Below are 18,981 nucleotides of genomic sequence, written 5' to 3'. Positions count from 1 at the left end.
CATGATCGACCACCGCCTGGGCGACGAGCACGAAGCCCTCCGCGACTCGGTGCGCGCCTTCGCCCGCAAGGAGGTCGCCCCCGTCATCGGCGACTACTACGAACGCGAGGCCTTCCCGTACCCGCTGGTGCGCACCATGGGCTCGATGGGCCTGTTCGGGCTGCCCATCGCCGAGGAGCACGGCGGCATGGGCGGCGACTACTTCGCGCTGTGCCTCGCGCTCGAAGAGCTCGCCAGGGTCGACTCCTCGCTGGCGATCACCCTCGAAGCCGGGGTGTCGCTGGGCGCCATGCCCATCGCCCGCTTCGGCGACGAGGAGCAGCGCCGCACCTGGCTGCCGAAGCTGTGCACCGCCGAGGTCCTCGGCGCGTTCGGGCTCACCGAACCCGGCGGCGGTTCCGACGCCGGCGCCACCCGCACCACCGCCGTCCTCGACGGCGACCAGTGGGTGCTCAACGGCTCCAAGGCGTTCATCACCAACTCCGGCACCGACATCACCGGCTTCGTCACCGTCACCGCCGTCACCGGCAGCAAGCCCGACGGCGGCAAGGAGATCTCCACCATCATCGTGCCGTCCGGCACCCCCGGGTTCCACGTCGCGCCGAAGTACTCCAAGGTCGGCTGGAACGCCTCCGACACCCACGAGCTGTCCTTCGACGACTGCCGGGTGCCCGCGGCGAACCTGCTCGGCGAACGCGGGCGCGGCTACGCGCAGTTCCTGTCCATCCTCAGCGAGGGCCGCGTCGCGATCGCCGCGCTCGGCACCGGGCTCGCCCAGGGCTGCGTCGACGAATGCCTGCGGTACGCGGGTGAGCGGGAGGCGTTCGGCCACCGCATCGGCGAGTACCAGGCCATCCAGTTCAAGATCGCGGACATGGAGCTGCGGGCCGGCAACGCCCGGCTCGCCTACTACGACGCGGCGTCCCGGATGCTGCGCGGCGAACCGTTCCGCAAGCAGGCGGCGCTGGCCAAGCTCACCTCCTCGGACGCCGCGATGGACAACGCGCGGGACGCCACCCAGATCTTCGGCGGCTACGGGTTCATGAACGAGACGCCCGTCGGCCGCTTCTACCGGGACGCGAAGATCCTGGAGATCGGCGAGGGCACCAGCGAGGTCCAGCGGATGCTCATCGCCCGGGAACTGGGTCTCTGAGCGGTCCTCCCGCGGTCCGGACGTGGAACCGCCGGCGGAGGCGGTCGGGGGTCGCCTCCACCGGCGGAGTTCGGGGACTGCTTCGGAACGGTCGGGGGTCGGAGGCCGGAACGGGGTCAGCGCCGCCCGGACACGGCCGGGACGGGGTCAGCGCAGCCGGCCGCCGCGCGGGATGGTGATCTCGGTGTCGGTCTCGTCGCCGTAGGCGTACGCGTACGGGTCGTACTCGGGCTGCTGGCCGTAGCCGGCCGGCTCGTAGCCCGCCTCCTGCTGCGGCCAGGCTGGGGTCGCGTCCGGCTGCGGCTGCTGCTGGGGCTGCTGCTGGGGCTGCTGCTGAGGTCGGGCCACGCCGTGCGGGGGTTCCGGTGCCGGTTCGTCGGACTGCGACAGGTGCTGCATCACCCAATCCCTCGCCAGCGCGCCGGGCGACGTGCCCTGGCGGGCGGCGAGCTCCTTGAGCTTCTCGTTGGCCATCAGCGGCAGGCGCAGCTGGTAGACCTCGGCACCGCCGAACCCGCGGCCGGAGCCGGTGGTTTCGAGGTCTTCCTTCGGGGCCAAGGCCGCGAGGTACGAGTCGAGCTCGTGATCCGGTTCGTTGGCCTGCTGCTGGTTCGCGGACTTGCTCCGCGCGTCCTGCTGCCGGCGTCCGGTCTTCATTCGTCCTAGAGCCACGCGCACACGATAACGGTTCCGTTGCGAAACCTGGAGTGGCTGTGTCCGATCCGCCGCTGGCGTGTCGGTGAGCGCCGGGCGACCCCGGGCAGCGGAGGACCCCCACGCCAGGGGGAGGAGCGCGGGGGTCGGAGGGGATCTCCACAGTCGCTGACCGGGGGTGGGTCAGCTCCACGATTGTGGCACGGCGGCCCCGATTTCGGGAGGGACCAGCGGCGAAGTCGGCTACTCGACGTCGCCTGGACCGCTTCCGGACCGGGCCGTGTCACCCGGTGGGCGGGCACCCGGCACCCGACCGTGGGCGGCCGTCTTCCACCGGTGCGCGCGGTCACCGGTTCCGCCACTACGCATCTGGACGGAGCAGCCGGTGCGACCGTTCCCCCGCGGTGCGGGGTCTCCGCGGGACCGCCCCGGCCGCGCCCGCGGGCCGGGTCGACCGGCGGATCACGGTCCGTTCCACAGTGGACGACCATCCGGTTCGGCTGGGACGGTCGGCTCCTCCCCAGTGGAGAGAACCACGGCCGCTTGATTACTCAGCGTCTCACTCGAATCACTCTGTGGGGGGCTGCGGCTGTGCACAAGCTGTGGATAACCTGCGGCCGAAACCCGAGCCGGGGAGGCGTCATGTACGGGTCGTTGGACGTGCGGAAGTTCCTGTCGCAGCAGGAAGAAGGCGTTGGTCGAGCATCCTCGGTGGTACCCGCGCCGCGCAGCGGCGAGCCAGCCGGGATCACCGACGAACAAGTGCACCGGGCGCGGGTCGCGGTGGCCCGCGGCTCCGAGGGCGCCGAGGACTGCCGGCTGCTGCTGGACATGCTCGGGCTCGTCCCGGACGAAGAGGGCGAGCCGCCGGTCACCCGCTGACCGGGCTCGGCGAGCGCGTGCGGCGGTGCGGTCGGGGCTGCGGTCCGCCCAGCGGCGCGGGGCCGCTCCGGATCGTCCTGCTCGACGGTGATGTCGCTGGACACGGGCTTGGTGGTACCGGAACCGCGGATCGGCGCGGGGCGGAGGTGAGTGAACGGGGCACGGCCGCGCCGGGGTTGTCTTCCCGCGAGGTCGGGCACCCCCCGGTGGCTCGCCTCGCGGGAAGACGTGAGCCCGGCGTGGGGCTCGCGCAAAACATACCGTGCGGTTTCTTTCGCGTTCCCTCCAGGTCACCGGTCGGTTCCGGCAAGATCACCGGTGGGACACGGGAACGGCGGATGGGCACCCGTGGGGCTGGCGCGGTAACTTCGCGTGGCGCAGTTGATCATCCTTTCGTGGGCCGTGTCGCCGATCAGGTGAGCGTTGAGACATGGTCGACGTCCCAGCCGCCGGAGCCGTCCCATGCCCCAGCAGCGTCGGGCGCAAGTCACCCGCCGTGCCATCGTCATCGCTGCTGCCGAGGAGTTCGACCGCGCCGGCTATGACGCCACCCCGCTCAGCGCGATCCTGCGGCGCAGCGGAGTCACGAAGGGCGCCTTCTACTTCCACTTCCCGTCGAAGGACGCCGTCGCGTCCGCGCTGATCCGCTTCCAGGCGCAGGTCTGGTCGAAGATCTGGCAGCGCTGGACGGGGCGCGGCCTGGACCCGCTGAGCACCGCCGTCGAACTCGTCGACGAGGTGATCCGCATCCTGGAGCGCGACGTCGTGGTCCGCGCCGGCGCGCAGCTGGCGATGCGCGACCAGGAGACGGCGGCCCGCTGGGAGCAGCTGCTCGGCGGCCTGCTGCGGCGCTCCGCCGAGCACGGCCTGCTGCGGCCCGAGATCGATCCGGCCGCCGCCACCCGAGTCCTGTACGCGACGCTCGTCGGCGTCCGGGTGCTCAGCACCGGCCGGGCCATCGGCGCAGCCCAGCAGACCGGCGAGATCTGGCGCATCGTGCTCGGCGGCATCGCGACCGCCGACTGGCTGCGCGACAACCCCTCGGTCCCGACGGCCGCTCCGCGCCCCACGAGCTGAGACCGCCGTCACAGAAACCCGTTTTCCGTCCCGAAGCCCTGCCCGAGGCTCCCGGCGGCCGGTTCCGGCCCCGCGCGGCCTTCGGCGGGCGGCCGGCCCGCCTCCCAACGTTCGGGTGAAAAATACTGGTCAGGCAGCTATGGTGGTCGGCGGGCGCGGTCGCCCGGGAGGGCGCCGGGCCGTGCGACGCGGCTTAAGGGACCCCCCTGTGCAAGGCCGCTGAGCGTGTGTCGTAAGCTTTCATCACTGCCAACGGGGCGCCCCGAAAGGGAAAAGCCGGTTGGAGGTAAGGCCGGGTCGGTTTCGAATCGGCCAAGCCCCCATCGTCTAGCGGCCTAGGACGCCGCCCTTTCAAGGCGGTAGCGCGGGTTCGAATCCCGTTGGGGGTACGCAACAACAGAACATGGCCCAGTGGCGCAGTTGGTTAGCGCGCCGCCCTGTCACGGCGGAGGTCGCGGGTTCAAGTCCCGTCTGGGTCGCCAGAGCGATCGGCTGAGAGCCGGGTCGCCACGGCCAGGTAGCTCAGTTGGTACGAGCGTCCGCCTGAAAAGCGGAAGGTCGGCGGTTCGACCCCGCCCCTGGCCACGCTCAAGAGCTGAAACAAGCCCCACCGGATCCCGGTGGGGCTTGTTTCGTCTTGGGGTGGCGGCTGGTGGGCGGTCGGGAAGCTGCGGTCGACCGGCGAGTGGCGCGGCTGCGGGCCGGCGGTGCCGGGGTGGTCGCCGTGGCGCGCGATCGGTTGACTCGTCCGTGAGCCGTGAGCCGTGAGCCGTGAGCCGTGAGCCGTGAGCCGTGAGCCGTGAGCCGTGAGCCGTGAGCCGTGAGCCGTGAGCCGTGAGCCGTGAGCCGTGAGCCGTGCGGGTCGAGGCTGCGAGGAGCACGTCGGCCACCCCGCGCGTGGGTGCGCGGGGTGGCCGGTGGAATGGTGGGGATCGTCGCGGAATTGTGCGCGGTCCCGGATTGCTGCCGACTTGTTCTCGGCGCCGTGAAATTAGGCGCCGTGGAATTCGGTGGTGGTGAATTCGGGCGTGCGAGGGCGATCGGGTCATTCGTGCTGGAGTGGAATGGTTCGCGCGATGCGCTGGATTCGATCGCCGTGTCGGCGGGTGGTGCGTGGGTGGAGCTCGGCGGGCGTGGTGCCGCCGGTCAGCTCGCCTGCTGGAAGGCGACGACCGGGAGCTGGCCGTCGTCGCAGCTCACTCCCATGCGCGGGGTGCCCTCCTGGGTGACGAGCGAGCAGTCGTAGTTGCCGAAGACGTCTTCGGCGTAGCCGTTGGGGTCGCTGACCTGCGACGGGTCGAGATCGAGGTAGAGGCCGATGACGTTGTGCGCGTTCTCGGCGCCGGCGTGGCCACCGCTCACGTCTCGGGAGTACACGTCCCAGTAGGAGCCGTCGGGTGCTTGGAGGGCGCCGTGGGCCACGTCCATCGGCTGCGGGCCGGGCACCGAGGGGTAGCTCGACTTGGCGCCGATGAAGTTCGTGGTGGCCTCCGAATTCGCGACTCCGGCGAGACCGGCGATGCCGACGAGGGAAAGGCCTGCGGCGAGAACGGAACCCACGATGGCGGTGCTGCGCATGATTGCCTCCGAAATTGTCGCTTGCTTCGTGATCTGTCCGGAAGACGCGACGGGAAGCAACCGGTTGCCCTAGGTGATCGGGGTCACATCGAGGGGAGGTGGTGTCGGGGTTCCGTGCCACCCGCGCGCCGGAGGCGCCGCGCCGGGTGCGAGCTGGGGAGCCGCACGCCGGAGCCGCTGCTCCCGGGCTCACCGCGCGGAGTTCACCGCGCTGCCGAATCTTCGGTCCGGGTCACCGCGCCAAGTCCACTGCGCCGACCTGGCCGCACCAGGTTCACCCCGTCGGCCGGGCCGCGCCGGGTCGCCGTGCTGCCGGGCTCTCTCCGCCGGGGCGCCGCACCGAGTCGACCGCGTCGGCCGAATCGTGCCGAGTCCGCCGCGCCGGCCGGACCGCATCGGGCTCACCGCGCGGAGTTCACCGAGCCGCCGGGCTCGCCCCACCGAGTCCACCGCACCGAGTCGACCGTCGGGTTCCCCGCACCAGCTCCACCGCGGTGGTCTCACTGCACCGGGGACTGCCGGATCGTCGGGCTGACCGTGTACTTGTAGATCCACACCCCGTGCGGCCGCTGGTGGTCCTTCACGTACGCGGCGGTCGGGTCCTCGCCGTCGCGGGGGACGGGGATGGGGGAGAGCGGCCCGCCGGCCGCGCCCGCGGGCAGGGTGATCTCCCGACCGTCTTCTGGACCACCGAACAGTTCGATCCGGGTGTGCAAGTCCACGGGCGATCCCTCCCCATTTCGGAGTCGTGCTGCGTGCCGTCGGTACGACTGCCGACAGTGGCGGCAGGTTCCCTTGCCCACTCAAACGAGTGAAGCGGAACTCCGTTGCGCAGGAAAACAAACTCCACCCGAACGTAGGACGCCCCCGCGCTCGACCGGCCTGGGGGTCACCGGGAGTGCGGGGGCGTGAAGTCCACCCCTGGGGGTCAGGTGGACACCACCAGGTTACTTGGTGGTATGCGGATTGTCTCTAGGTGCAGAGATCTTTTTTCCCCGGATCGTGGGTCCGGGCGTCGTCGGCGAACCGGACCAGCGCCAGCGCCTGATCGTCGTGCCGCTTGGGCCGCGGCCAGCGCTCGCCCCGCGGATCAGCGTCCTCCGCGGCCCGCACCTCGGCCAGCACGGCGTCCGGGCCGTCGCGTTCCGCCGCGGCCAGCAGCTCCGGCCAACCGGGGAAGATCCCGTAGTCCTGCACGCCGCAGGACACGCCGTCGGTCATCACCAGCGCCGCCCGCACCTCGTGGCGGGGGCACCGCGCGCGGGTGGCGTGCGCGGCGGCTTCCGGCACCGCCTCGGCCACCCAGAAGCCGCCTTCGACGTTGCGCCACCGCGAGGTCCGGTCCATCGCCGCGCCCAGCGCCGCCCGGTGCCCGGCTCCGAACCCGCCGCCGGATCGAAGCCGGTCCCGGAATCCGCCGCCCCGGTTCCGGTTGCCCTGGTCCCGGCGACCCTGGTTCCGGCGGCCCTGGTTCAGGCGGCGCAGCGCGGCGAGCTGGTCGTCGGTCACCGCCCGCACGCCGGCCGAGGTGTCCAGCACGATCGGGCTGTCCGCCAGCACCAGGGCCTCCACCTGCTCCTCGTCCCAGCGCAGCAGCGCCGCCGTGCTGGACGGCGACTCGCCGGGGCGGAGGTCGAAGCGGGCCGCCACCTCGGCGATCGACTCGGCCAGGACGTCCGCCAGATCGGCGCTCCGATCCACCAGCCGCGGTTCCAGCGCCCCGGCCAGCCGCTCCGCGTACCAGCCGCCGGACCGGGATTCCGGTCGCAGCGAGGTCGCGCCGTCCAGCACCGCCACCGCGTTCGGCAGCACCAGCACCACGTCCTCGCTCGCCCCGGCTCCCGGGGTCGACCGATCGCCCGGCCGCTCGGCCACCTCGACGTCCGCCACGCCCCCGATCATCGGCGGCCCGGGACCGTCACCAGCGGCAGGAACAACTGGGTGATCCACCCGATCCCCACCGCGTACAGCACCGTCCCGAATCCCGCGGAACCGCCGAGCGCCCAGCCGACGACCAGCACGCCCACCTCGATTCCGGTCCGCACCAGCCGCACCGACCAGCCGGTGCGCGCGTGCAGGCCGGTCATCAGCCCGTCGCGCGGACCCGGCCCGAGCCGGGCGCCGACGTACACCGCGGTCGCGAACCCGTTCAGCACCAGGCCGGCCACGAACAGCGCCACCTGCCCCGGCAACCAGTGCAACGGCGGCAGCAGCCCCAGCACGAGGTCCACCGAGACCGCGATGACCACCACGTTCGCCACCGTTCCGATGCCCGGCCGCTGCCGCAGCGGGATCCACAGCGCCAGCACCACGACGCTGGTCAGCGCCGTGACGGCCCCGAAGCTCCACCCGAGGCGCTGGGTCAGCCCGTCGTGCAGCACGTCCCACGGCGACAGGCCGACCTCGGCGCGCACCATCAGCGCCATGCTCGTGCCGTAGAGCGCCAAGCCGCCGAACAGCTGCGCCAGCCGGGCCGTCGGGCGCACCGACACCGGCATCGGTGAAAGATCCACTGGAGTGGTGGTTGAAGCCATGAGTCGTTGATACGTCGAGATTGGCCTCGACCACGATAGCCAATCTGGAACTATTGGACTCGTGTCTCGCGTGATAGGACGAATCGGCTCCCGCGGCATCGCGGAACTGCTCGGCAGCTGGCACTCCGGCCGCGCCACCTCCGGCGGGCTGCACCAGGCGGTGCGGCAGCTCGTGCTCGACGGCAGGCTTCCCCCCGGAACCAGGCTGCCCGCGGAGCGCGAGTTCGCCGACGCGCTCGGGGTGAGCCGCACCCTCGTGGTGCGGGCGCTGGACCTGCTGCGCGACGAGGGCTTCGCGGCCAGCAGGCAGGGCTCCGGCTCGTGGGTGCGGCTGCCCGGCGACCGGGCGCACACCGACCCCGGCGGCTGGCCGCCCAGCACCCCCGACCTGATCAACCTCGCACAGGCCACGTTGCCCGCGCCGCCGGAGTTCACCGCCGCGCTGGACCGCGCGCGCTGCCGCATCCCGGCGGAGCTCGGCGGCCACGGCTACCAGGCGCTCGGGCTGCCGGAACTGCGCGAACGCATCGCCGAGCACCACACCCGCCGCGGCCTGCCGACGAACCCGCGGCAGGTGCTGGTCACCAACGGTGCGCAGCACGCCTTCGCGCTGGTGCTGCGCACCCTGGTCTCCCCGGGCGAACGGGTGCTGGTCGAGCACCCCACCTACCCGAACCCGTTGCAGGCGATCCGCGGTGCCGGCGCCGAGGCGGTGGCGGTGCCGATGCTCGCGGAGGGCTGGGACCTGGACCTGATGTCCGCCACGCTGCAGCAGACCACGCCGAAGCTGGCCTACCTGATCCCGGACTTCCAGAACCCCACCGGCATCCAGATGACCGCGCAGGACCGGGAACGCCTGGTCGCGATGCTGCGCCGCACCCGCACCACGGCCGTCGTGGACGAAACCCTGGTCGAACTGGACCTGACCGGCCGCACCCCGCCGCCACCGGTGGCCGCGTTCGGCGACGACCGGGTGATCACGATCGGCTCGGCGGGCAAGGCGTTCTGGGGCGGCATGCGGCTCGGATGGGTGCGGGCGCCCGAGGACCTGGTGCAGCGCCTGCTGCTGGAGCGCGCGGTGATGGACCTCGGCAGCCCGGTGCTGGAGCAGCTGGTGCTGGCCGAGCTGCTGGCCGATCCGGAGCCGGCGCTGCGGCGACGGCGGGAGGAGGTGACGGGAATGCGCGACTCGATGATCGCGGAACTCGCGGAGCAGGTCCCGGGCTGGCGGTTCCGGGTCCCGGACGGCGGGCTGTCGCTGTGGTGCGACCTGGGAACTCCGGTGAGCAGCAGGTTCGCGATCGCCGCCGAGGAGCACGGGCTGCGGCTGGTGCCCGGATCCCGGTTCGCGGTGCACGGTCACCTGGAGCGCTACCTGCGGATCCCGTACGCGCTGCCGGTCGAGCAGCACCGGGAGGTCGTGCGCCGGCTGGCCGCGGCGGCGGGCCGGTTCGACGGGATGCCCGACCCGGGGCCGCTGGAGGTGCCGATCAGCTGAGCACCCGGACCGCCTTCCGGCACGGCCCCTCGTCGTGCCGGAAGGCGATCTCGGGCGTGGTCCCGGCGCCGCTGGGGCAGCGCGGCACCGGGACCGGGGCGCGGCACGCAGCTCAGGAGGGGTCAAGGTTCCTGGTGCACGTGCCTGCGGGCGCCCCGCGACCGGTCCTGCCTGGCGCAGTCGGCCGGACCGGAGACCTCGGTGGTGCGGCGGCCCCGGTGCCGGGTGCCGCCGGTCCGGTTCAGTCGGGGGAGGTGGACGGTTCGATCAGCGCGATGCCGCGCGAGATGACCGTTTCGACGTGGCCGCCGACGGCGCGCACCGGCCCGGGCAGGTGCGGCCCGGCCGGCAGCACGGCGTGCATCCAGCGCAGGCCGTGCCCGGACCCGCTCGGCGCCGCGGAAGCGGTCACCACGGCGGGCGGCCCGACCGGCGGACCTTGGTGCGGTGCGGTGCCACCGTGCTCGACCGGTGCGGGCGTCGGCGCGGCCTGGTGCTGCGGCTCGGGTGCGGGTGCGGAGAGGTGCTGGGCGGTGTCGGGAGTTTCGGACAGCACGGGCGGAGCCGGTTCGACGCGTTCCGGGGCCTGAGCACGAGGTGTGGCGACGTCCGGCGGTGGTGCGGTGGTCGCCACCGCTCCGGTGCCGCCGCGGTCGGGGAGCAGCTGCACCAGGTCCGGCTCGGCGCGGTCGGGTTCCGCGGGTTCGACGACCGGTTCGAGCTCCGCGCGCACGCCGCTCGTGATGTCGGCGGCGAGGTCGGCGACGCCGAGCTGCACCGCATCGGTGGGGACGTCCTCGTGGACCGGTTCCGGGGCGCTGGGCGCCGTGATCTCGACGGGGTCGGGCCGGGCGATGGCGGGCCGGACGGCGGCGGGCGACGAGATGGCGGGCTTCGCCACCTCGACCCGCACCGCGGGCACCACGTCCGGCTGCGGTGCGGCCTCGGCCGGGCCCGCGGCCAGCAACCAGGCGCCGCCGACGAGTCCCGCGGTCGCGGCGGCGCGGGCGGTCCAGGCGCGCAGGAGCGGCCAGCGCCTGCGCCAGCTCCCGGTCACCCTCACCACCGCCTGTCGGTCCGCTCCCGCCGAACGCGAGGGGTCAATGCTCCCCTCGCCATAGGATGGGTGGCAGCCCTTCTCGGTATCAACCACCCGGACAGGCGGTGTCTTACCACCGGTTGCGGCGAACAATGCTGGCTCGATGCCACCGGGATGCCAGGAGTTTTCACCCGACGGCATGCCTCAAGTGGACGATCGTGGTGACCCATCGCACAGTGTCCCCTGTGGATTCGATCTCGGGCACCCGGTTGACGGTCGCGGAGCTCGGCGAGAGCTGGGCGCGCTACGGGCACGACCTGCTGGTCCACGATCCCGGCGGCCCCGGCGAATGCCTGGTGCGGCGCGGGGAGCTGATCACCGCGCGCGGCTCGCTGGACCCGGTGCTGTCCCGGTTGCGCCGTTGGGTGGACGGCATCGACCACGACGACGGGCTGGAGCTCGCGCGGATCCGGCTGCGCACCTCCGAACGAGATCGCTGCGTGGCCATCGCCGACGAGTTCGCCGAGGTGAGCGCCAACCACGTGCACGTCGGGTCCGCGACGATGTTCGGCGCCCCGGTGCTGTTCGGCACGGGCGCGGAGGCGGAGCCTGCGGCGCCGGTCCCGGAACCGGCCCGGGAGCGGTGGGGCGTCACCGTCGGGGTGCTCGACACCGGCTGCGACCCGCACCCGTGGTTCTTGGGCCGGGACCGGTTCGACCCGGTGCCGGAGGTCCTGGACGCGGACGACGACGCCGAGCAGGACCGGCAGGCCGGGCACGGCACCTTCGTCTCCGGCGTGCTCCTGCAGCACGCGCCGGGGGTGGTGGTGCGGGCGCACCGGGTGCTGTCCTCGCTCGGGTTCACCGACGACCTCACCGTCGCCGCCGGGTTGCGCGCGTTGCGCCGCGGCGGGGAGCGGGTGGACGTGGTGCTGCTGACCGCCGGGTGCCACACGCCGGGCGACCGGTGCCCGCCCGCGCTGGAGGCCGAGCTCGCGCGGTTCGGCGGTGCGGTGGTGGTGGCCGCCGCCGGGAACCACGGTTCGTCCCGGCCGTTCTGGCCCGCCGCGCTGCCGGGGGTGCTGGCCGTCGCGGCGAGCGGGCCCGGTGGTGCGGTGGCCGAGTTCTCCGGCTCCGGCGACTGGGTCGACGCGTGCGCGCCGGGGGTGGACGTGGTGAGCAGCCACGTGCGGCTGCTGCCGGGGAGGCGCGGCGAGCGGCACTACGGGTACGCGAGCTGGAGCGGGACGTCGTTCGCCGCGCCGCGGGTCGCGGCCGCGGCGGCGAGCGCGGTCCGGGACGGGGCCGACGCCGACCGGGCCGCTCGGGACGCGGTGCGTCGTTACCCGTTCGGGGGGTAATCGGCGTTCGATGAATCTGCGCGGGGGGTTCGCTCCTCTTACTCGGGAAACCGATCTTGAGGGGAGGGAGCGCGATGCACGCCGTGCACGAGGTCTCCGAATCCGACGACGCCGCCCGGTTGCTGGCCCGCGCCGCGGCCGGTGAGCCTGCGGCCTGGCGGGAGCTCGTCGACCGCAACGCCTCGGTGGTGTGGGCGGCGGCCAGGGCGTACTCGCCGAGCGCCGTCGACGCCGAGGACGTGTGCCAGGTGACCTGGCTGTCGCTGGCGGAGAACCTCGGCGCCCTGCGGGATCCGCGGGCGCTGCCGGGGTGGCTGGCCACGACGGCCCGGCGGGAGGCGATCCGGCTGTCGAAGGCCCGGCGCCGGGAATCCCCGGTCGGCTGGGACACCGGGATGCTGGACCTGCCGGATCCCGGTGACGGGCCGGAGAGCAGCGCGCTGCACTCGGTGGCGGTCTCCCGGATGTGGCAGGCGTTCGCCCAGCTCTCCCGGCGTTGCCAGCAGCTGCTGCGGGTCGTGGCGGTGGCACCGGACGCCAGCTACGCGCAGGTCGGCCAGGCGCTCGGCATGCCGCGCGGCAGCATCGGCCCGAAGAAGGGCCGCTGCCTCGCGGCGCTGCGGGAACGGTTGGCGACCGGCGGGAACGTCGAGGAGGCCGCCGGATGAGCCCCCGGATGCCCGCCGAGCTGCGCGTGCTGCGCGACCTGTTCGAACTCCGCGATCCGGCGCCGGTGCGGGTGCGCGACGCCGCGTACGCCGCCGCCGGCTTGGCGCGTGCCCGGTCGGGCGCGGCGGCGTTGGAGCTGGTCGGCGACTCGGCCGACGCGGCCGCCGCGGTCCGGTCCGGTGGCGCCGCCCCGGACCCGGCGGAACCGCGGGTGCTCACGTTCCTGATGCCGGGCCGGATCGTGGAGCTCGACCTGGTGCCGACGGTGCCGGGCCTGTTCCGGGCCGCGGGCATGGTGATCAGCCGCTCCGGTCAGGGGAGGCCGGAGGGGGACGTGCTGTTCCGGCATCCGGGCGGGCAGTGCGTCGCCGAGCTCGACGTGGCGGGCGCGTTCCGGGTGACCGACGTGCCTGCGGGCCCGCTGGGCCTGGTGTTCCGGCCGGTGGGCGCCGCGCCCGCCGTCGCGGATTGGCTGGTCTGTTGAGCGCCGGGACGGCCCTCGCGCCGAGCACGGAGCCGATCTCGGCCGCGGTGCGGTGGCGGGACCGGGTCTGCGCGGACCCGGACGGGGCGGCGCGGGCGGCGGACCGCTGGCTCGCCCGCTCCGGCGATCCCGAGCTGCGGGTGCTGGCCAGGCACATCCGGGCGCTGGTCGCGGTGGAGCGCGGCCGGTCCGCGGAGGCTCGGCAGCACGCGCGGGTCGCGCTGGCGGCAGCGCGGCGGGAACGGTTGCCCGAGCGGGCCGCGCAGGTCCTGCTCACCTGCGCGTGGGTCGAGCTGGACCGGGGAGACCCGGAGGCGGCGTGGCGGCACCTGGAGGCCGCGGCCCAGCAGCTCACCGGCCAGGACGCGGTGCGGGCGAGCTGCCTGCGCGGTGTGCTGCTGTTCCAGCAGGACCGGCAGGACGAGGCGGTCGCGGTGCTCTCGGCGGCGCTGCCGGGGCTCGCCGAGCGCGGGGACCACCAGTGGGCGGCCAACGCGCACGTCGCGCGCGGTCTCGCACACCTGTACCGCAACCGGCTCGACGAGGCGGAGGCCGACCTGACCGCCGCCGAGCACCGGTTCCGCGCCGCGGGGCGGGACCAGCGCGCCGCGCTGTGCAGGCACAACCGGGGCTGCGTGGCGCTGCGCGCCGGGGACCTGCCGCGGGCGCTGCGGCTGTTCGACGAGGCGCGCGCCGCCGGGGCCGACCCGGCCGGGCACCCGGAGATCCGCGTCGACCGGGCCGAAGCGCTGGCCGAGGTGGGACTGCACGACCAGGCGCGGGAGGAGCTGCACCGCGCGGCTTCCCGGTTGCAGCGGCTGGGCCGGGTGGCGCGGCTCGGCGACACCTGGCTGGCCCTGGCCGGGTGCGCGCTGCGCGCGGGCGATCCGGAAGCGGCGATCCGCCCGGCCCGCTGCGCCGCCAGGTTGTTCCGCTCGCAGCGGCGGCATTCCTGGGCCGCGCTGGCGGTGGCGGTGGAGTGGCAGGCGCGGCTGCGGGTGGGACAGGTGTCCCGCTACGCGCTGGCCGCGGCGCGGCGCGCCGGGCACGCCTGCGCCGAGCACGGCTGGACGACGGCGGCCGCCGAGGTGTGGCTCGTCGCCGGCCGGGAAGCGGCGCGAGCGGGGCGGCGGAGCACGGCGCGCGCCCTGCTGGAGCTGGCCGCGACCGGTCGCGGCGGCGGACCCGGCTCGACCCGGCAGCTGACGGTGGGCTGGCTGGCGGAGGCGCTGCTGGCGGCGGACGCCGGGGACCACGACCGGTTGTTCGCCGCCTGCCGCCGCGGGTTGCGCGCGGTGGCGAGCTACGCGAGCGGGATCGCGGCGTGGGAACCGCGGATCGAGGCGTTCGGGCTGGCCGAGGAGCTCGGCTCGGTCGCGGTCGGCGCCGCGCTGCGCTCCGGTGATCCGCGGCTGGTGCTGAGGTGGGTCGAACGGCACCGGCTGGGCGCGGCGCACCGCCGCTCGGTGCGCCCGCCCACCGACCCGGAGCTGGGCTCGGCCCTGGTCCGGCTGCGGTCCGCGGTGTCCGGCGCGGCGGAGGCCGACGGCAGCCGGTTGCGCTCGGCGCTGTCCGAGATCGGTGCGCTGGAACGGCGGGTGCGGGACCGGGCGCTGCTCGTCGACGGCGGGGCGATCGACGCGGCGCAGCCCGCCGGGACCGCCGAGGTGCTCGCCGCGCTGCGCGGCGACGTCCTGCTGGTCCTGCTCGCGCACGAGGGGGTGCTGCACGCGGTCTCCGTCGTCGACGGGAACGCGCGGCTGCACGAGCTCGGCGCCGAGCTCGACGCGGTGCACGAGACGCAGCGGCTGCGGTACCTGCTCGCCCGGCAGGCCGAGACCGGTGATCAGCGCGCGGGAGCCGTGTACGCGGCGAGCGCCGCCGAGGCCGCGGCGGCCGTGCAGCGCGCGCTGCTGCGCCCGGTGGCGGCGGTGCTGCCTCCCGGGCGTCGGCTGGTGGTGGTGCCGACCGGCGCGCTGCACGCGGTGCCGTGGGCCGCCCTCCCGCTCTGCCGCGGCCGCGGGGTGACCGTCGCGCCGTCGTTGCGGGCCTGGCTGCGCGGCGGGACCGACGCGGCGCGCGAATGCGGCTCGGCCGAACCGGTGTGGGTGTCCGGCCCGGCTCTGGAGCACGCCGAGGGCGAGGTCGTGGCGCTGCACCGGGCCGGTGGCGGGCGCCTGCTGACCGGAGCCGCCGCCGATGCGGAACGGGTGCTGGCGGCGGTGGACGGCGCCCCCATCGCGCACATCGCCGCGCACGGCCGGTTCCGGGACGACCAGCCGCTGCTGTCCTGCCTGGAGCTCGCCGACGGACCGCTGTACGGCTACGACCTGGACCGGTTGCGGCGCGGACCGCGGACGGTGGTGCTCTCCGCGTGCGAGGCGGGGCGTTCGGTGCCGGCCCGCGCCGGGCAGCTCACCGGGTTGGCCGCCGCGCTGCTCGGACGCGGCACGGCGACGGTGATCGCCAGCGTCGTTCCGGTCCCGGACGAGCGCACCGCGCGGGTGATGATGTCGCTGCACTCGTTGCTGCGCCGCGGCGTCGGCCCCGCGGAAGCGCTCGCCGCCGCGCAGGCCGCGCACGGCGAAGCGGGCTTCCTGTGCCTGGGCCACGGTGGTTGACCGTGGTGGGGAGCGCGGCGGGATCAGCCCGCCAGGCCGTGCAACCGGCGGATGCCCTCGTCCAGCACCTCGTCCCGCTTGCAGAACGCGAAGCGCACCAGGTGCCGCACCGGCTCCGGGTCGTCGCAGAACACCTGCACCGGGATCGCGGCGACCCCGACCCGCCCCGGCAGCGCCCGGCACAGCTCGGCGCCGTCGGTGAACCCGAGCGGCCGCACGTCGGCGCAGATGAAGTAGGTGCCCTCCGAGGCGAGCACGTCCAGCCCGGCCGCGGTGAGCCCTTCGGCCAGCCGGTCCCGCTTGCGCTGCAAGCCGTCGCGCAGTTGCGCGACCCAGTCCAGCTCGTGGCGCAGCGCGTGCGCCACGGCGGGCTGGAACGGTGCGCCGCCGACGAAGGTGAGGAACTGCTTCGCCGCGCGGACCGCGCCGATGAGCTCCGCGGGGCCGCACGCCCAGCCGATCTTCCAGCCGGTGGCGCTGAAGCTCTTGCCCACGCTGGAGATCGTCACCGTCCGCTCGGCCATCCCCGGCAGGGTCGCCAGCGGGGTGTGCGCCCGGCCGTCGTAGAGCAGGTGCTCGTAGACCTCGTCGGTGATCGCGATCAGGTCGTGGTCGCGGCACACCTGCGCGATCGCGGCCAGCTCGGCGTCGGTGAGCACGGTGCCCGTCGGGTTGTGCGGCGAGTTCACCACCAGCGCCCGGGTCCGCGGTCCGACGGCGGCGCGCAGCGCGTCCAGGTCGAGTTCGAACCGGTGGTCCGGGCCCTGCCGGAGGCCGACCGTGCGGCGCACCGCCCCGGCCATCGCCACCGCCACCGGGTACGAGTCGTAGTAGGGCTCGATGAGCACGACCTCGTCGCCGGGTTCGAGCAACGCCAGCATCGAGGCGGTGATCGCCTCGGTGGCGCCGACGGTCACCAGCACTTCGCCGTCGGGGTCGTGCTCGATCCCGTAGTGCGCCTTCCGGTGCTCCGAGATCGCCGCGCGCAGGTCCGGCTCGCCCGCGCCGGGCGGGTACTGGTTCACGCCGTCGGCGATCGCCTGCTGCGCCACCCGCAGCATCCCCGCGGGACCGTCGGTGTCCGGGAAGCCCTGCCCGAGGTTCACGGCCCCGTGCTCTCGGGCCAGCTCGGTGATCTCCGCGAAGATCGTCGAGGTGAACGGGCGCAACCGGGAGGTGAGGGCGGGAGATCGCACGTCCGGCACTCTACTGCTCCGGGCGGCCCGGTCGTCCCACGTGCCGGAACCGCGGCGGTCGCGCGGCGTGCGCGTCCGGGCCGGATCCGTCACCGCGGACGCGGTCCGGCGCGAAGCGATCGGTGCCGGTGCCCGCTGCTGCCACAATCGTGGGGTGGCACAGACTGCGGCAGCGGATGCGGACCAGGTCAAACGGCGGGCGCTGCGACGGATGAAGGCCGTCGCGGGCGGGCTCCTCCTCGTCGCGACCGTGATCTTCGTGATCGCCCGCTGGCAGGAGAACAACGGCGCCGCCGCGTGGGTCGGCTACGTCCGCGCCGCGGCCGAGGCGGGGATGGTCGGCGCGCTGGCGGACTGGTTCGCGGTGACGGCCCTGTTCCGCAGGCCGCTGGGGCTCCCGATCCCGCACACCGCGATCATCCCGACCCGCAAGGACGCGCTCGGCCAGAACCTCGGCGCCTTCGTCGGCGACAACTTCCTGGCCGAACCGGTGGTGCGGGACAAGCTGGGGCGGGCGGAGATCGGGGCGCGGGTCGGGACCTGGCTGGACGACGAGGCGCACGCCGAACGCGTCACCTCCGAGCTGGCGACCGCGGTGCGCGGTGCCGTGCAGGTGCTGCGCGACGACGACGTGCAGGCGGTGCTGGAGCAATCGGTGCTGCGGAAGGTCCTGGAGCAGCCGTGGGGTCCGCCGCTGGGCCGCATCCTGTCCCAGGTGTTCGCCGACGGCACCCACCACAAGCTGGTGGACCTGATCTGCGACCGCGCCTACGACTGGGCACGGGACAACCACGCGACGGTGCTGCGCGTGGTGAGCCAGCGCGCCCCGTCCTGGTCGCCGCGGTTCTTCGACGGGATGGTCGCGGACAAGATCTACGCTGAGGTGCTGTCCTTCGCGTGGGCGGTCAAGACCGACCCGGACCACCAGATGCGCAAGGCGGTGGACCGCTTCCTGGTGGAGTTCGCGCACGACCTGCAGCACGACCCGAAGACGATGGAGCGGGCCGAGCAGATCAAGCAGCAGGTGGTGGCGCACCCGGAGGTGCAGAACCTCGTCGCCTCCGCGTGGAGCACCGCGAAGAAGATGCTGCTGGACGCCGCCGAGGACCCGTCGAGCGAGCTGCGGCTGCGGGTGCGCGACGGGCTGCGCGGGCTCGGTCGCAGGCTGGCCACCGAACCGGAGCTGCGTGCCAAGGTGGACGGCTGGGTGGAGAGCGCCGCGGTGTACGTGGTGTCGCACTACCGCACCGAGATCACCACGTTGATCACCGACACGGTGGAGCGCTGGGACGCCGAGGAGACCTCGCGGAAGATCGAGCTCCAGGTCGGGCGGGACCTCCAGTTCATCCGGATCAACGGCACCGTGGTGGGTGCGCTGGCCGGCCTGGTGATCTACGCCCTGTCCCAGCTGCTGCTCTGACGCCCGGACGTCGCGGTCGGCGGCGCGGTTCACCGCCCGCGCTCGGCGCGACGAGCGCGGCGGCAGGTGCTCACTCGGCGGTCGCGTGCCGCTCGCGCCAGGAGCGCGCCTTCTCGCGGTTGCCGCACACCCGCATCGAGCACCAGGTGCGGGACTTGTTCCGCGACCGGTCGTAGAACGCCCACAGGCAGTCCTCGGCCGGGCAGATCTTGATCCGGTTCCAGTGGCCGGTGTGCACCAGGTGCACGGCGGCGGCCAGCACGCGGCCCAGCGCGTCCTGCCCGCCCAGCACCGGTACGCCGTCCTGGAGGACGACGGGCACGGGCCAGGTGATCACGTCGGCATCGGGGCACGGGGCGGACCGGTCGCAGGACACCGCGGTGCGCATCGCTTCGCGGACGCGCCGCGCGGAACCGCGGTCTCCGGCTTCGCCCAGGCCGCGTCCGGCGGACCACGCCCGCCACTGGTCCGCGGAGTCGAGGACGTCGGTGCCCGTTTCGGCGTCGGAGGTGTTGAGGAAGGCCAGCACCAGCTCGACGTCGCGTTCGGCGTCCAGGTCCGCGGCGGAGTTCGCAGGGACTCGGTCGGCGACGGCTCTGCTGTTCACGAACACCATCGTATTCGATTAGCCGGTTGCAGCGTGCGTCGATAACCCTCATACTCCTGTCGTCGGTTACTAACTGCTCATACGTGAACACCGGTTAGGGGGGTCGTTGATCTCGTGGGAGTGGCAGTGCAGCGGAAACGGTCCGGCGGCCGAGCGGGAGGTGCCGGGCGGGCGGAGGATGCCGGAATCCGGCCGCAGGCGTTGGGCA

At 73.9% G+C, this 18,981-nt stretch carries 17 protein-coding genes and 3 tRNA genes; 12 read left to right on the top strand and 8 right to left on the bottom strand.

What is annotated here, in order from left to right; translation table 11 throughout:
- The first annotated feature begins 1 nt into the window (after position 1).
- On the top strand, positions 2 to 1,153 hold the full coding sequence (locus H1226_RS26705) for an acyl-CoA dehydrogenase family protein (RefSeq protein ID WP_258343955.1): 1,152 nt from the start codon (positions 2 to 4) through the stop codon (positions 1,151 to 1,153).
- 147 nt (positions 1,154 to 1,300) lie between these two features.
- Here H1226_RS26705 and H1226_RS26700 read toward each other — a convergent pair whose 3' ends face one another.
- Positions 1,301 to 1,825 (bottom strand): hypothetical protein, encoded by a 525-nt coding sequence (locus tag H1226_RS26700; protein WP_258343954.1) that lies wholly within the window; start codon positions 1,823 to 1,825, stop codon positions 1,301 to 1,303.
- A 624-nt stretch (positions 1,826 to 2,449) separates the two neighbouring features.
- Between H1226_RS26700 and H1226_RS26695 the strand changes: the two genes are divergently transcribed.
- The 5 genes from H1226_RS26695 (at position 2,450) to H1226_RS26675 (ending at position 4,351) form a co-directional block, all read left to right on the top strand.
- Positions 2,450 to 2,689, top strand: coding sequence for a hypothetical protein (locus H1226_RS26695; protein ID WP_224958529.1), 240 nt, complete (start codon positions 2,450 to 2,452; stop codon positions 2,687 to 2,689).
- Positions 2,690 to 3,151: 462 nt separating this feature from the next.
- The gene (locus H1226_RS26690) at positions 3,152 to 3,766 is read left to right on the top strand and encodes a ScbR family autoregulator-binding transcription factor (protein ID WP_258343951.1); all 615 of its coding nucleotides are present in this window, start codon (positions 3,152 to 3,154) and stop codon (positions 3,764 to 3,766) included.
- Positions 3,767 to 4,082: 316 nt separating this feature from the next.
- Positions 4,083 to 4,155, top strand: a tRNA-Glu gene (locus H1226_RS26685).
- A gap of 16 nt (positions 4,156 to 4,171) precedes the next feature.
- A tRNA-Asp gene (locus H1226_RS26680) sits at positions 4,172 to 4,248 on the top strand.
- Between the two features lie 29 nt (positions 4,249 to 4,277).
- Positions 4,278 to 4,351, top strand: a tRNA-Phe gene (locus H1226_RS26675).
- A gap of 561 nt (positions 4,352 to 4,912) precedes the next feature.
- Here H1226_RS26675 and H1226_RS26670 read toward each other — a convergent pair.
- From H1226_RS26670 to yczE, 4 genes are all read right to left on the bottom strand, one after another.
- Positions 4,913 to 5,344 carry a hypothetical protein gene (locus H1226_RS26670; RefSeq protein WP_258343941.1) on the bottom strand — a complete coding sequence of 144 codons (432 nt, stop codon included), beginning with the start codon at positions 5,342 to 5,344 and terminating at the stop codon, positions 4,913 to 4,915.
- Positions 5,345 to 5,844: 500 nt separating this feature from the next.
- Positions 5,845 to 6,066 (bottom strand): hypothetical protein, encoded by a 222-nt coding sequence (locus tag H1226_RS26665; protein WP_224958518.1) that lies wholly within the window; start codon positions 6,064 to 6,066, stop codon positions 5,845 to 5,847.
- A 250-nt stretch (positions 6,067 to 6,316) separates the two neighbouring features.
- Positions 6,317 to 7,234 (bottom strand): protein phosphatase 2C domain-containing protein, encoded by a 918-nt coding sequence (locus H1226_RS26660; RefSeq protein ID WP_258343939.1) that lies wholly within the window; start codon positions 7,232 to 7,234, stop codon positions 6,317 to 6,319.
- An 8-nt stretch (positions 7,235 to 7,242) separates the two neighbouring features.
- Entirely contained in the window at positions 7,243 to 7,842 is a 600-nt protein-coding gene (gene yczE, locus H1226_RS26655; protein WP_224978447.1) for a membrane protein YczE, read from the bottom strand.
- A gap of 106 nt (positions 7,843 to 7,948) precedes the next feature.
- On the opposite strand from yczE, the gene yczR reads away from it, so the two are divergent.
- Entirely contained in the window at positions 7,949 to 9,376 is a 1,428-nt protein-coding gene (gene yczR / locus H1226_RS26650) for a MocR-like transcription factor YczR (protein WP_258343936.1), read from the top strand.
- 241 nt (positions 9,377 to 9,617) lie between these two features.
- Here yczR and H1226_RS26645 read toward each other — a convergent pair whose 3' ends face one another.
- Positions 9,618 to 10,433, bottom strand: coding sequence for a hypothetical protein (locus tag H1226_RS26645; RefSeq protein WP_258343935.1), 816 nt, complete (start codon positions 10,431 to 10,433; stop codon positions 9,618 to 9,620).
- Positions 10,434 to 10,660: 227 nt separating this feature from the next.
- Here H1226_RS26645 and H1226_RS26640 point away from each other — a divergent pair, with 227 nt between their 5' ends.
- The 4 genes from H1226_RS26640 (at position 10,661) to H1226_RS26625 (ending at position 15,550) form a co-directional block, all read left to right on the top strand.
- Entirely contained in the window at positions 10,661 to 11,776 is a 1,116-nt protein-coding gene (locus tag H1226_RS26640; protein ID WP_258343933.1) for a S8 family peptidase, read from the top strand.
- A 74-nt stretch (positions 11,777 to 11,850) separates the two neighbouring features.
- A complete protein-coding gene (locus H1226_RS26635; RefSeq protein ID WP_224958511.1) occupies positions 11,851 to 12,444 on the top strand; it encodes an RNA polymerase sigma factor in 594 nt (197 codons plus the stop codon).
- Positions 12,441 to 12,929, top strand: coding sequence for a hypothetical protein (locus H1226_RS26630; RefSeq protein WP_224958509.1), 489 nt, complete (start codon positions 12,441 to 12,443; stop codon positions 12,927 to 12,929). The genes H1226_RS26635 and H1226_RS26630 overlap by 4 nt, the downstream gene beginning before the upstream one ends.
- On the top strand, positions 12,926 to 15,550 hold the full coding sequence (locus H1226_RS26625) for a CHAT domain-containing protein (RefSeq protein WP_258343929.1): 2,625 nt from the start codon (positions 12,926 to 12,928) through the stop codon (positions 15,548 to 15,550). The genes H1226_RS26630 and H1226_RS26625 overlap by 4 nt, the downstream gene beginning before the upstream one ends.
- Positions 15,551 to 15,573: 23 nt before the next feature.
- Here H1226_RS26625 and H1226_RS26620 read toward each other — a convergent pair whose 3' ends face one another.
- Positions 15,574 to 16,746: a pyridoxal phosphate-dependent aminotransferase gene (locus H1226_RS26620; protein ID WP_258343928.1), complete on the bottom strand. Its 1,173-nt coding sequence runs from the start codon at positions 16,744 to 16,746 to the stop codon at positions 15,574 to 15,576.
- Between the two features lie 211 nt (positions 16,747 to 16,957).
- Here H1226_RS26620 and H1226_RS26615 point away from each other — a divergent pair, with 211 nt between their 5' ends.
- Positions 16,958 to 18,166 carry a DUF445 domain-containing protein gene (locus H1226_RS26615; RefSeq protein ID WP_224958523.1) on the top strand — a complete coding sequence of 403 codons (1,209 nt, stop codon included), beginning with the start codon at positions 16,958 to 16,960 and terminating at the stop codon, positions 18,164 to 18,166.
- Positions 18,167 to 18,236: 70 nt separating this feature from the next.
- Here H1226_RS26615 and H1226_RS26610 read toward each other — a convergent pair whose 3' ends face one another.
- A complete protein-coding gene (locus H1226_RS26610) occupies positions 18,237 to 18,782 on the bottom strand; it encodes a CGNR zinc finger domain-containing protein (RefSeq protein WP_258343924.1) in 546 nt (181 codons plus the stop codon).
- Positions 18,783 to 18,981 lie beyond the last annotated feature (199 nt).

It is taken from the genome of Saccharopolyspora gregorii (genome assembly GCF_024734405.1).
GTDB lineage: Bacteria > Actinomycetota > Actinomycetes > Mycobacteriales > Pseudonocardiaceae > Saccharopolyspora_C > Saccharopolyspora_C gregorii.
Note: the sequence above shows the minus strand (reverse complement) of the source record. Positions and strands in the feature narration are given on the sequence as shown.